This window comes from Nocardioides sp., from assembly GCF_036493135.1.
GTDB lineage: Bacteria > Actinomycetota > Actinomycetes > Propionibacteriales > Nocardioidaceae > Nocardioides.
This window is the reverse complement of sequence record NZ_DASXQG010000011.1, coordinates 23588-36417: the sequence shown is the minus strand read 5'-3', so window position 1 is coordinate 36417 and position 12830 is coordinate 23588. Positions and strand designations below refer to the sequence as shown.

12 protein-coding genes are annotated in these 12830 nt (G+C 67.7%); 10 read left to right on the top strand and 2 right to left on the bottom strand.

The genetic code is table 11. The features are described from left to right. Positions 1-46: 46 nt before the first annotated feature. The 9 genes from VGJ24_RS01585 to VGJ24_RS01545 all read left to right on the top strand — a co-directional run bounded on the left by VGJ24_RS01585 (position 47) and on the right by VGJ24_RS01545 (position 8778). The gene (locus tag VGJ24_RS01585) at positions 47-982 is read left to right on the top strand and encodes an NAD(P)/FAD-dependent oxidoreductase (RefSeq protein ID WP_331498706.1); all 936 of its coding nucleotides are present in this window, start codon (positions 47-49) and stop codon (positions 980-982) included. 55 nt (positions 983-1037) lie between these two features. Next, positions 1038-1259 carry a hypothetical protein gene (locus tag VGJ24_RS01580; RefSeq protein WP_331498705.1) on the top strand — a complete coding sequence of 74 codons (222 nt, stop codon included), beginning with the start codon at positions 1038-1040 and terminating at the stop codon, positions 1257-1259. Positions 1260-1360: 101 nt separating this feature from the next. Next, the gene (locus VGJ24_RS01575) at positions 1361-3535 is read left to right on the top strand and encodes an MMPL family transporter (protein ID WP_331498704.1); all 2175 of its coding nucleotides are present in this window, start codon (positions 1361-1363) and stop codon (positions 3533-3535) included. 591 nt (positions 3536-4126) lie between these two features. After that, a complete protein-coding gene (locus VGJ24_RS01570) occupies positions 4127-4762 on the top strand; it encodes a DUF4956 domain-containing protein (protein WP_331498703.1) in 636 nt (211 codons plus the stop codon). Beyond that, positions 4759-5580 (top strand): polyphosphate polymerase domain-containing protein, encoded by an 822-nt coding sequence (locus tag VGJ24_RS01565; RefSeq protein ID WP_331498702.1) that lies wholly within the window; start codon positions 4759-4761, stop codon positions 5578-5580. Before VGJ24_RS01570 ends, VGJ24_RS01565 begins: the two co-directional genes overlap by 4 nt. A gap of 9 nt (positions 5581-5589) precedes the next feature. Next, positions 5590-6027: a lamin tail domain-containing protein gene (locus VGJ24_RS01560; RefSeq protein WP_331498701.1), complete on the top strand. Its 438-nt coding sequence runs from the start codon at positions 5590-5592 to the stop codon at positions 6025-6027. A 275-nt stretch (positions 6028-6302) separates the two neighbouring features. After that, the gene (locus tag VGJ24_RS01555) at positions 6303-7040 is read left to right on the top strand and encodes an NADP-dependent oxidoreductase (protein ID WP_331498699.1); all 738 of its coding nucleotides are present in this window, start codon (positions 6303-6305) and stop codon (positions 7038-7040) included. Between the two features lie 65 nt (positions 7041-7105). Beyond that, a complete protein-coding gene (locus VGJ24_RS01550) occupies positions 7106-7996 on the top strand; it encodes an alpha/beta hydrolase (RefSeq protein ID WP_331498698.1) in 891 nt (296 codons plus the stop codon). Next, a complete protein-coding gene (locus VGJ24_RS01545; protein WP_331498697.1) occupies positions 7993-8778 on the top strand; it encodes a hypothetical protein in 786 nt (261 codons plus the stop codon). Before VGJ24_RS01550 ends, VGJ24_RS01545 begins: the two co-directional genes overlap by 4 nt. A gap of 181 nt (positions 8779-8959) precedes the next feature. On the opposite strand, the gene VGJ24_RS01540 is transcribed toward VGJ24_RS01545, so the two are convergent. Continuing rightward, a complete protein-coding gene (locus VGJ24_RS01540) occupies positions 8960-10069 on the bottom strand; it encodes a class I SAM-dependent RNA methyltransferase (protein WP_331498695.1) in 1110 nt (369 codons plus the stop codon). A gap of 10 nt (positions 10070-10079) precedes the next feature. Then, a complete protein-coding gene (locus VGJ24_RS01535) occupies positions 10080-12134 on the bottom strand; it encodes an APC family permease (RefSeq protein ID WP_331498694.1) in 2055 nt (684 codons plus the stop codon). A gap of 39 nt (positions 12135-12173) precedes the next feature. On the opposite strand from VGJ24_RS01535, the gene VGJ24_RS01530 reads away from it, so the two are divergent. Further along, positions 12174-12818 (top strand): potassium channel family protein, encoded by a 645-nt coding sequence (locus VGJ24_RS01530; RefSeq protein ID WP_414691030.1) that lies wholly within the window; start codon positions 12174-12176, stop codon positions 12816-12818. Positions 12819-12830: the final 12 nt, after the last annotated feature.

The window sequence follows — 12830 nt, the reverse complement described above, 5'->3', positions numbered from 1 at the left end:
GCAACCTTTGTTGTCGAGAGTGACCGACACCGGACACCCTGGGGCCATGAACGAGTACGACGTCCTGGTCATCGGCGGCGGAGCCGCAGGCTTGTCAGCAGCCCTGGTCCTGGCCCGAGCACAGCGACGCGTCGCCGTCATCGACGCAGGCGAGCCCCGCAACGCCCCGGCGGCGCACATGCAGGGCTTCCTGTCACGCGAGGGGCTCTCGCCCGCACAGCTCCTCCGGCTCGGACGCCAGGAGGTCACCGGCTACGGCGCCGACGTCATCGCGGGGCGAGTTTCCGGCGTACACCGGACCGCCGACGCAGCCCCGCGCTTCGAGGTCCGCCTGGCGGACGGCGACACGCTGCACGGGCGTCGCGTCCTGGTCGCCACCGGACTACGCGACGTACTGCCCGACATCCCGGGAGTACGCGAGCGGTGGGGCCGCGACTTCTTGCACTGCCCCTACTGCCACGGGCACGAGGTCCGCGCCCAGCCTCTCGGCGTCATCGGCGCCACCCGCGAAGCTGTCGCGCACGCCCACCTGGTCAGACAGTGGTCGCCCGACGTGGTTCTCTTCACCCACACCGACGGCCTGGCCGAGGACGACCGCGAGGCACTCCTCGCCCGCGCCATCGGCGTGGTCGAGGGACCAGTCGCCCGCCTCGTCGTCGAGGACGACGCGCTCGCCGGGGTCGAGCTCACCGACGGCCGCTTCGTACCCCGGACCGCCGTCTTCGTGCGGCCACGCATGGTGCCCGACAACGACGTGCTGGCCGACCTCGGCTGCGCCTTCGACGACCAGGGCTGGGTCGTCGCCGACCCCACCGGCCGCACCAGCGTCCCGGGTGTCTGGGTCGCCGGAAACGTCGCCAACCCCCGCGCCCAGGTCATCACCGCCGCGGGCGAAGGCTCCGCCGCGGCGATCGCGCTCAACGCCGACCTCGTCGACGAGGACATCGCGGCCGCGGTTCGCGAGTACCGACGGAGCACCTGATCCCCCTTTGATCCCACCTCACCCACCTCGACCTCACCATCACAAGGAGATCCCCATGAACGTCCCGCCCCCTTCGAAGCACCAGCTGGCCCTGATGATCTGGCTGGCCGTCTTCCCCACCCTCGTGGTGCTCAACCTGACCCTCGGCCGACTCCTCGGCGACCTGGCTGTGGTACCTCGCACGTTCATCCTCGCCACCGTTGCGGTGCCGATCGTGATCTACGGCCTGATGCCACACCTGCACCGCCTGCGCGGCCGACTCCTCGGCAGCTACTGATTCACCCGGTCGCTCACCACGTGTGGTGATCCACGCTCACCACATCACTGCCTAGCTTCGCGATCCATCAGGAAGTAGCCGGATCTGCGAAAGGCACCATCATGAACAGGTTCACCCGCAGCATCGCCATGGTGAGTGCGAGGCATCCCTGGCGCACCATCGCGAGCTGGGTCGTCGTCCTCGGCGCCGTGTTCGCCCTCGCCGGGAGCGGCGGTGGCCATTTCATCGACGCCTTCAGCGCCAAGGGCAGCCAGAGCGAACGCGCCATGCAGCTCCTCGAGGACAAGTTCCCCGAGGCGACCCAGGCCCAAGCCCTGGTCGTCTTCGCGGTCGACGACGGCGAGACGCTGGAGAGCCAGCGGCAGGCCGTCGAGGCAGTCCTGGCCGACGTGGCGGCGGCCGACCACGTCGTGGACGTCGCGGACCCGTTCGCGTCCGGCAGCATCTCGGACGACGGCCGCATCGGCTACGCGGCGATCACCCTCGACGAAACGCCGGCCGACCTGGGCAAGGGGGGATTCGTACCCCTGACGGAGCTGGTCGACGCGTCGAACACCGCCGACCTCCGAGTCGAGCTCGGTGGTGACGCGGTCTTCCTCGACGCTCCCGACGAGTCGTCGCCGTTCGAGGGTGTCGGCATCCTGATCGCACTGCTCGTGCTGCTGGTCGCGTTCGGGACCGTCGTGGCCGCGCTGGTGCCGATCGGCCTCGCCCTCGTGGCCGTGGGCGCGGGCATCGGCGGAATCTTCGTGCTCGCCAGCATCATGGACGTCTCGCCCTCAGCGATCCCGATCGCCGGAATCGTGGGACTGGGAGTCGGTATCGACTACGCGTTGTTCATCGTCGCCCGCTACCGCGAGAACCGCGAGGCCGGCCGGGACAACACGACCGCCCTGGCCGGCGCGATGTCCTCGTCCGGGGCTGCGGTCGCGTTCGCCGGCGGCACCGTGGTCATCGCGATGGCGTCCCTCGCCTTCACCGGACTGGGCGTCCTGACCTCGATCGGCCTGGCGACCGCCATCGTCGTGCTCAGCGCGGTCACGGCGGCCACCACCCTGTTGCCTGCGTTGCTGGCGCTGCTCGGTGACCGCATCGACAGGGGCAGGCTGGCGCGTCGTCACCGCCCCGCCAAGCGCGCCGAGGAGACCGCCTGGTGGCGCTTCGCCCACCGCGTCTCCGGACGCCCCTGGCCGTACCTGGTGGGTGCCGTCTTCGCCCTCCTCGCCTTAGCCGCCCCGGCTTTCTGGATGCAGACCGCGTGGCCTGCCGCGGGTGACGCCCCCAGCGAGACGACCTATCGCCAGGCCTACGACCTGCTGGACGAGGGTTTCGGTCCCGGGATGAACGGGCCTTTCCTGGTCGTCGTCGACCTCGAGGTCCCTGGGGTCAGCGCTGCTGACGTGTCCGGGCTGGCCGAGGACATCCGCACCAGCGGTCACATCACGTCGGTGAGCGAGCCACAGACCTCCGCGGACGGCAGCACCGTGATCTTCTCGGCCATGCCGACGACAGGTCCGGCCGATCGGGAGACCTCGACCACGCTCTCCGAGGTCCGCGACGTGCTGCCCCCCAACGTCTACGTCACCGGGCTCACCGCCATGACCACCGACCTCAACGGCCAGCTCGCCCACACGTTGGCGATCTTCATGGGAGCTGTGCTGGTCGCGTCCTTCCTGCTCCTGATGCTGGTGTTCCGGTCCGTCGTCGTCCCGCTCAAGGCAGTGGTCATGAACATGCTCTCGATCGGTGCTGCGTACGGCGTGCTGGTGGCCGTCTTCCAGTGGGGCTGGGGCAGCAGCCTGATCGGTCTCGAGGGGCCCACACCGATCACCTCGCTGATCATCGTGATCATGTTCCCGATCCTCTTCGGCCTCTCCATGGACTACGAGGTGTTCCTCATCTCGAGGATCCGCGAAGAGTACGAGCGGGCCGGCGACAACACCGAGGCCGTCGCTCGCGGTATGGCCGGCACCGGCCGGGTCATCACCTCCGGCGCCCTGATCATGATCGCGGTGTTCCTCGCCTTCGTGGCCAGCCCGGTACCGTCCCTGAAGATGCTGGGGCTCGGACTCGCCACCGCGATCCTCGTCGACGCCACCCTCGTCCGCATGGTGCTCGTGCCGGCGACCATGGCCCTGCTCGGCAAGGCCAACTGGTGGCTCCCCGCGTGGCTCGACCGGATCCTGCCCAGGCTGACAGTCGAAGCTCCTGCCGGGGGCGAGGTGTCTGATCACCGCGCAGAGGACGGCGAGTTCGCGGAGGTGTCCGAGCCCTGAGCATCTCCCGCTACGAAGAATGGCCCTCGGCACGCAGGTGCCGAGGGCCATTCGAGATGCGTGGTCGATCTCCGGGACCCCACTGGCACGGGCGGGGTTCAGGGTGAAGACGCCGAGGGTCTGAGCATGGGCGCGATCCTTGGTCAAAAGCTGTGCACCCCAGCGGAAACCAGCCGCTGCCCTGCTGCTTTGCCGTCTGAAGGAGCTGCAGGATCCAGTACCTCTCTGCGGCCCTCCGCGAATTCAAAGTGCGCCGTGCTAGGAGCCCAGATCGCCACGGAGCACGCCGCCGCGATCTGAGTGGTTGCCACTCACCAGTGGCGGGCGGAGAACGCGCCGGACGCCGGCCGCACGGCACGCTTCTGGTCGACGTCCTCTTGGCCACGGTGAGCGGTCTCGGACCGGGTGCTCGGCACCACGCATCCGTCCGGCAATTGTGTGGATTCGCCACCTTGGGCTGGACGGCGTGCCACGATTGTCGATGCCGGCGACAGGAGTGCCCAAGTGGCCTCCCCAGGGGGTATGCCGCGAACTCGTTCCGACCGAGAGGTGTACCCCGAGATGTACGCAGTTCCAGTCATGATGACGCCGTTGACCCGCCATGTCGGCCATGCCCTGCTCCTCGACCTGGTCTGCATCGGGATCGTCGCGTTCGCTGTGTACTACCGGCGCTACCGTCGAGCCGACCTGGTGATCGCCTACATCGCCTTGAATGTGAGCCTGTTCTCGGTCGCGGTCCTGATCGTCAGCCAGATGAGGATCGGAGTTGCGTTCGGATTCGGGCTGTTCGCGATCTTGTCGATCATCCGGCTCCGCTCCGAGCCCATCTCGCCGGAGGAGGGCGCGTACTACTTCGTCGCCCTGGTGCTCGGGCTCGTCAACGGGATGGTGTTCCACAACGCCGATCTTGCCCGGTTGCTGTCCTTCGCCATCGTGATGGTGATGCTGCTGCTCGACAACCCAGTCGTTGCGCCGCGTGGCCGGCGTCAGGTGGTGACCCTCGACGTTGTGCACCCGCACGAGGGAGCCCTCCGCGCCGATCTCGAGGCCCGATTGGGCGGCAAGGTGAAGCGGATGTTCGTCAAGGAGACCGACTACGTGCGGGACACGACTGTCGTCGACGTCCGCTACGTGCCGGTGACCAAGGTGCGGACCAGGCCGTTGCTCAAGCGTGGTGGAACCCACGGCGGGGAGGACCAGCGCGACCTGCACGAGGTGATTGCGTGAGCGTGGCCCGCGAGCCGACCGCCGACACGCTCGCGTGGTCATCACCGACCGCCGCCGCGGTCACGACCATGGTCCAGACACTGCCCGCGGTCGACCTGGCCACCCTGGAGTCGGCTGCTGGCCTGTTGACCCGCGTGGACCGCAAGTACATCGTCACGCTGGCGACGTTGGAGCGGCTGGTCCAGGGCTTGGGCGAAGAGTGGCGTGCCTTGGACATCGACGGGCGGCGACTGTTCGGCTACACCTCGACGTACTTCGACACCGACGATCTGGTCACTTACCGAGCCCACCTACAGCGCCGACGCAAGCGCTACAAGGTGCGGGTCCGTCGCTACACCGAGTCCGAGCAGTGCATGCTCGAGATCAAGCGCAAGGGCCTCCGGGGGGTGACCGTCAAGGAACGTCAGCCCCACCCCGCGTGGCAGCAGGCCGAGCTGGGCGACGATGCACAGAGATTCGTGACCGACACCCTCGGCGCTTACATCGCCCAGCCCACCTCAGCACTGCGACCCGTCGTCGTGATCACCAATCGTCGCGCCACCCTCGCCTCCCTGACCAGTCGCTCACGCCTGACCATCGACACCGATCTCACCTGCGGGTGGGGAGAGCGGATCCTGACTCTGCGGTCGGGCCACGTGGTGCTGGAAACCAAGGTCGAAGACCACGCCTCAACGGTCGACCGGATGCTTCGCAGCCTCGGGGAACGTCCGGCTCCGATCAGCAAGTACTGCGTCGGGGTCGCCTCGCTCGGACTCGACGTGCCCCACAATCCGTGGGGGCGCACCATCAGCCGCTATTTCGACAACCCCCCAACCTGAGGAGCCTCCATGCATTCCAAGCGTCTCGCGCTCGTCGCCGTAGTCCTCGGTGTGGTCGCGCCCTTCGTCCAGGCCTCGCCGGCCCTCGCCTCAGGCTCGGTCAAGATCACCAAGATCCACTACGGCCAGACGGGGACCAACCTCGACACCGAGTACATCGTCTTCAAGAACAAGTCGAGCTCGACGGTCAAGCTCAAGGGCTGGAGGATCGTCTCCGCGCCCAGCACCGACCACCAGTTCTATGTGTTCCCGAAGTTCTCCCTCGGCGCCGGAAAGTCCGTCACCCTCTACACCGGCAAAGGCACCAACACATCCAGCAAGCTGTACTGGAACTCAACCACACCGAAATGGAACAACGACGGGGACAAGGCCGTGCTCAAGAACGCGCCCGGCAAAGTGGTCGACACCTGCCGATACGCCGGCGGCGGCACCACGGCATTCTGCTGAACGCTCGAATTCTGAGTATCGCTCGCGCATGCTCTACCTCTGGCGCATCTGGCGCTGCGGAACACTTGGAAGCCGAGTGCCGCGCCACCGACTCTCGGCTGGTGTCGGCCTACCCCAGCACCAGATATCGCTACCGATCCTGGCCGGTGGCCCGGAAGCGGTTCGGGTGAGATTCCTCCGCATCGGCGAGACCCACGGCATCACCGTCAGAGGACGCTGCCTCGCGGGATAGCCGCCCTTCTACACCAGCGGGCACGAGCACGGAGACGAATGAGGTGTTCGGCGCACGCCGTCCGCGCGACGGACGCATCGGGACCTTCGCCGAGCAGATCTCGGTCGATCAGTCAGACGTCGCGTTGCGGCCCGCGAACATCACCGTGACCGAAGCCGCATCCCTGCCTCTCGTCGCGCTCACCGCCTGGCAGGCACTCGTCGAACGCGGCCAGGTCCGCCCGGGGCACAAGGTGCTCATCCACGCCGGTAGCGGCGGGGTCGGGACGATCGCCATTCAGCTGGCCAGGCACCTCGGCGCCTATGTCGCCACCACCGCGAGCGCTCGCAACGCGGACTTCCTGACCTTGCTCGGGGCGGACCTCGTCATCGACTACGCCGCCGAGCGGTTCGAGGACAAGGTACGCGGCTACGACCTGGTCATCGACAACCTCGGCCAAGAGAGCGTGCTGCGGTCACTGACCGTGCTCAAGCCCGGCGGCGCCGTGATCGGGCTCGCCGGACCTCCCACCCCCAGCTACGCCAGCGCGGCAGGCGCCAACCCGCTTGTCCGGACCGCGATCACCGCGCTCAGCAGCAAGGTGCGGCGCAAAGCGAAGACCCTCGGGGTGACCTACGAGTTCCTCTTCATGCACGCCAGTGGAGACCAGCTCCAGCAGATGCGACGCTGGTCGACGACGGCGTCATCCGTGCCGTGCTCGGTAAGACCATCGCGTCCACCGACCTGCCGCAGGCACTGGGTCGAGTCGGCTCCGACGGCGTGCGCGGCAAGACGGTCATGACCGTCCCCTAGCCCGGGTCCCAGTGACCGCCCATCAACGAACTACACATGAAAGGGAGAATCATCATGAACGACGACTCGACTGGCCCAGTCATCACGTCCTACGCACAGGCACCAGCCAAGACGCTCAACGTCAAGGGCACCTCGATCGCCTACCGCGAGCTAGGCCCCCGCGGCGGCATCCCCGTCGTCTTCTTCGTCCACCTCGCCGCGACCCTCGACAACTGGGACCCGCGCATCATCGACCCCATCGCTGCGAACCGGCACGTCATCACCTTCGACCAGCAGGGCGTTGGCGCCTCGGGTGGCAAGGTCCGCCCCACCATCGAGCAGGCAGCCGAGGATGCCTACGACTTCCTTACCACCCTGGGCTACTCCGAGGTCGACGTCTTCTCGTTCTCCATGGGCGGCATGATCGCCCAGGACCTCGTGGTCAAGCATCCCCAGCTGGTGCGCAAGCTCGTTCTCACAGGCACCGGTCCCCGTGGCGGCAAAGACATGGACAAGGTCGACCGCGTCACCTACTACGACATCCTGCGCGCCACGCTGACCCGCTCTGACCCCAAGGAGTTCCTCTTCTTCAACCGCGACGCGGTCGGCAAGAGCGCCGGTAAGGCCTTCGTGAAGCGTCTGCAGGAGCGCACCGTCGACCGCGACAAGAACATGAGCCTGCGCGGCTTCCAGACCCAACTCTCCGCCATCAAGAAGTACGGCCGCTCAGCGCCCTCGGATCTCTCGATCGTGACTCAGCCGACGCTGATCGCGAACGGTGACCACGACCGCATGGTGCCCTCGGTGCTGTCCGAGGACCTCCACCGACGCATCAAGGGCTCAGAGCTGATCATCTACCCCAACTCCGGGCACGGCGGCATCTTCCAGTACCACGACGAGTTCGCGCCGGTCGCCGTCGACTTCCTGGGCAGCGGTTCGACCAGCCAGGACGAGGTACAGGCATGAGTACGTCCGCTCCCGGCTTCGCCAAGCACTTCACCTCGTCGATCCTGCTGTGGGTGCGCCAGGACCAGCCGCGCGTAACTGGCATGGCCTACTGGCGGGCACCACACTCCGGCATCATCGCCGCGACTCCTGGCCTGTACGAGTACCGGCAGGTGCACCTGGCTGCCGACAACCCGGGCCGATGGGCGCCGTCACCGGACATCGAGACTGAGATCCCGGTCGACCGCAAGATCGACGGCATCGCCGAGGTCACCTTCCAGTCAGCGCTTGCGCCGTTGATGGGGCGGGCGCAGACACAGCTGGCCTACAAGGACGAGGTGAACGTCTTCCGCCGCACCTTGCTCTACGCGGGCGCGCCCGGGACCTCACGCTGGTATGACGTCGGCGACGACACCCACGCCACCGAAAGCGCTGTCGTGCTTTACCTCCGCCGCCGAGAGGGCGCCAAGGGCTTCCGCAAGTTCGTGAACCGGACGCTGGTTCCGGCGCTCGCAGACAGCGACGGCCTCGTCGGACTCCGCATTCAGACCTTCTTGCCGTGGAGTGAAAAGATGTGGGACACGCCTGACGTGGCGCACGACAACCCGCACGACCAGCACTTCCACGCCTCGATCATGCTGGCGTTCGCCGACGAGGCAGCGCGATCGGCGTTCTTCACGAAGTCGGCGGAGCTGAACGAGATCCTGAGGCCGAAGGTCTCTGCCGTCCACGCCTACGACGTGGAGACGACGCTGACCTTCGTCAAGCACGGTGAGGTGCTCGCGCCGCCGCATGAGAGATAGAGGAACGATGCATGACTGAATCAACAGCTATGGGACGGCGCGAACGGAGTAAGCAGGCCAAGCTCGAGCGCATCCTTGCTGCGGCTGGTGGGCGATGCCCACCGGCTGAGTACTGCAAAGTGCGCTATTAGTTCGCACTCGATGACTGATGAGGATCGCTCAGACGGCGTGTTTCCGCAGGTCAGCGGCTACTTTCCAACAGCGCGACGCATTCTACGTGCGCGGTCATCGGGAACAGGTCGAAGGCGCGGAGTTCTCGCAGCGGGTAGCCCCGCTCGGCGAACGTCGCCAGGTCCCGGGCGAGGGCGGCGGGGTCGCAGGCGACGTAGGCGACCGCACGCGGGGCACGATCGACGATCTGGCCCACCACCTTCCGGCGAGCGCCCTCGCGGGGCGGGTCGAGCACCACGACGTCGAACGGCTCGTCGTACGCCGCGGCCAGCACCCGGTCGACCGATCCCTGCTCGATCTGCACCGTGGCGGGGAGGTTGTTCCGCGCGTCACGGCACGCCACCCGCGACCCCTCGACGGCCACCACCCGGCCGGACGGCCCGACCGCGTCGGCCAGGAAGGCGGCGAAGAGGCCGACACCGGCGTACAGATCGAGCGCCTTCTCCCCCGGCCGCGGCGCGACCATTCCCAGTACCGTCTCGACCAGTACCCGCGGTGCGTCCACGTGTGACTGCCAGAAGCCGTCGGGGTCGACCCGGAAGTCATGGGTGCCGTACGACGTCGCCACGGTCTCGACCTCGCGCGACGCGCCCGCGGCGTCGATCAGGCAGTCGTCGATCGCCACCACCTCGTCGGAGCGGTGGACGTGCAGCCCGCGGGCGCCGCCGGGCAGCGCGACGTACCGCATCCGCGTGCGCCAGCGCAGCAAGGGCGGCACCTCCTCCACGGTGATGTCCAGGTCGAGACCGGCCAGTCGGGAGAGCTGCTCGCGGACCACGTCCGACTTGAGGGTCCGCTGCGCGGCGGCGGAGACGTGCTGGAAGTCGCAGCCGCCGCAGAGCTCCGGCCCGGCGTACGGACAGGGCGGAGGGACCCGGTCGGCGGAGGCCGACACCACGGACACGGCGTCACCACGCCAGAACCGGTCGCCGTCGGAGCCCTCGGTCACCGACACCACGACCCGCTCACCGGGCAACGCATGGCGGACGAAGACCACCCGCTCGTCGTGGCGTACGACGCAGTGGCCGCCGTGCGCGATCGGCCCGACCTCCGCCTCGAACCGCTCGCCGACGTGCGAGACGCCCCGCGACAGCCGCTCGCGTGTCCGGCGACGGCTCACCGGCCGCCGATCATCGATGGACCTGCTTGCCCGGCGGCACCCGCCCACCGCTGCGGACCGTCCCGCGACGCAGGTCGCCGGCCTTGACCCGCTCGCTGTCACGGCGGGCCCGGTCTCGGGCGATCTGCGAGGACTCCAGCTGGTACGGCACCGAGGTCACCATGACGCCCGGGGTGAACAACAGCTTCCCCTTCAGACGCAGCGCGGTCTGGTTGTGCAGCAGCTGCTCCCACCACCTGCCGACGACGTACTCCGGGATGTAGACCGCCACGACGCCGCGCGGGCTCGCCTTCCGGATCTGGATCGCGTACTCGACGATCGGCCGCACGATCTCGCGGTACGGCGAGTAGAGGACCTTGAGGGGTACGCCGAGGTTGCGGTCGTCCCACTCCTGCACCAGCGCCTTCGTGGTGGCGTCGTCGGCGGAGACGTAGACCGCCTCGAGCACGTTCGGCCGGGTCGCCTTGGCGTAGGCCAGTGCCCGCAGGGTCGGCTTGTGCAGCTTGGAGACCAGCACGACCGCGTGCACCTTGGTGGGCATGAAGCGGTCTTCCTCGTCGGCAGCCAGCTCCAGATTGACCTTGTCGTAGTGGCGCCGGATGCCGCGCATGAGCGCGTAGAACGCGCACATCGCCAGGATGCTGATCCAGGCGCCGGCCAGGAACTTGGTGAGCAGGATGATGATGAACACGGTGAGTGTCATGCCGAGGCCGAAGGTGTTGATCATCCGCGAGCGATGCATCCGGCGACGTGCGGCCGGGTCGGTCTCGGCCTTCAGGTGACGCGTCCAGTGCCGGATCATGCCGAGCTGGCTGAGGTTGAACGACACGAAGACGCCGACGATGTAGAGCTGGATCAAGCGAGTCGTCTGCGCGTCGAACGCGACGATCAGGATGCACGCGAAGAAGGCCAGCACCAGGATCCCGTTGCTGTACGCCAGCCGGTCACCGCGCGAACCCAAAGCGCGGGGCATGAACCCGTCGCGGGCCAGGATCGAGCCGAGCACCGGGAAGCCGTTGAACGCGGTGTTGGCCGCGAGGATGAGGATGATCCCGGTCGCTGCCAGCACGAAGTAGAAGCCCGGCGTGAAGTTGTCGAACACCGCCTTGGAGATCTGCGCCATCACCGTCGGCTGGTCGTAGCCCGACGGCATGGGGTTGCCCTGCTCGTCGCGCAGGCGCGAGACGTCGTCGACGTACTTGATCTGCATGTGGTGCGCCAACACGATGATGCTCATCAGCATCGTGACCGCGATGGTGCCCAGCAGCAGCAGCGTGGTCGCGGCGTTGCGGCTCTTCGGCTTGCGGAAGGCCGGTACGCCGTTCGAGATCGCCTCGACCCCGGTCAGCGCGGCGCAGCCCGACGAGAACGCGCGCGCGAGCAGGAAGATCAGAGCGAGTCCGGTCAGGTTTCCGCCGTCGTACCCGGGCGCCGGGATGATCTGGAAGTTCGCACTCTCGACGTCGGGGAGGTGCCCGTCGGAGGCCCGGAGGGCACCGACGAGCGCCATGCCGAGCACGCCCGCCATGAAGCAGTACGTCGGGACCGCGAAGAAGGCGCCCGACTCGCGAACGCCCCTCAGATTCGTCGCCGCCAGTGCCAGGACCAGCACGACCGCCACCACCACTTCGTGATGTGAGATCCACGGGACGGCTGCCGCCGCGTTCTGGACACCCGACGAGACCGACACCGCCACGGTCAGGACGTAGTCGACGAGCAGCGCGGACGCGACCGTCACGCCTGCGGTCTGCCCGAGGTTGACCGTCGCCACCTCGTAGTCGCCACCACCGCTCGGATAGGCGTGCACGTTCTGGCGGTACGACGCCACCACGGTCAGCATCACCACGGCGACGGCGAGGCCGATCTTCCACGACCAGATGTAGGTCGACGCCCCGGCGAGCCCGAGCATGATGAAGACCTCGTCGGGCGCGTAGGCGACCGAGGAGAGGGCGTCGCTGGCGAACACCGGAAGGGCGATCCGCTTCGGGAGAAGCGTCTCGCCGAGCTGACTGCTCCGCAGCTTGCGACCCAGGAGGATTCGCTTGGAGACGTCTCCGACACCCACGAGGGGACAGGATACGGTTTCTCCGTGCACGTGGTGATCATGGGATGTGGCCGGGTCGGGTCGACCCTCGCGCGCGATCTGGAGGAGCGCAACCACACCGTCGCCGTGATCGACAGCGAGCCCGACAGCTTCCGTCGCCTGGGCCCGGGGTTCAACGGCGACAAGATCACCGGTTACGGCTTCGACCAGGAGGTCCTGGAGAAGGCCGGTATCCGACGCGCCGACGCGTTCGCGGCCGTCTCCAGCGGCGACAACTCCAACATCATCGCCGCGCGTGTCGCTCGCGAGACCTTCGGGATCGACCAGGTCGTGGCCCGCATCTACGACCCGGGCCGGGCCGAGGTTTACCAGCGGCTCGGCATCACCACCGTCGCCACCGTGAAGTGGACCGCCGATCAGGTGCTGCGCCGACTGCTGCCGGTCGGTGCGGAGCCCGACTTCCGCGACCCGTCCGGCACGATCCGGGTCGACCAGGTCCCCGCGCCGACGGCGTGGGTCGGCCACCGCACCGTCGAGTTCCAGGCGGCCTCGAAGTCACGGATCGCCTGGATCGACCGGCTCGGCGAGGGCATGCTGCCCACGATCGACAGCGTGATCCAGGAGCACGACCTCCTCCACCTGGTGATGCGCGAGGAGAACGCGGCCGGCGCCTATCAGGTCATCCACGAAGGCCCAGACGAGTGAACGTGAAGGTCT

Coding starts and splice junctions, on each gene's coding strand:
- VGJ24_RS01585 (WP_331498706.1), top strand. CDS start 47: ATGAACGAGTACGACGTCCTGGTCATCGGCGGCGGAGCCGCAGGCTTG.
- VGJ24_RS01580 (WP_331498705.1), top strand. CDS start 1,038: ATGAACGTCCCGCCCCCTTCGAAGCACCAGCTGGCCCTGATGATCTGG.
- VGJ24_RS01575 (WP_331498704.1), top strand. CDS start 1,361: ATGAACAGGTTCACCCGCAGCATCGCCATGGTGAGTGCGAGGCATCCC.
- VGJ24_RS01560 (WP_331498701.1), top strand. CDS start 5,590: ATGCATTCCAAGCGTCTCGCGCTCGTCGCCGTAGTCCTCGGTGTGGTC.
- VGJ24_RS01550 (WP_331498698.1), top strand. CDS start 7,106: ATGAACGACGACTCGACTGGCCCAGTCATCACGTCCTACGCACAGGCA.
- VGJ24_RS01545 (WP_331498697.1), top strand. CDS start 7,993: ATGAGTACGTCCGCTCCCGGCTTCGCCAAGCACTTCACCTCGTCGATC.
- VGJ24_RS01530 (WP_414691030.1), top strand. CDS start 12,174: ATGGGATGTGGCCGGGTCGGGTCGACCCTCGCGCGCGATCTGGAGGAG.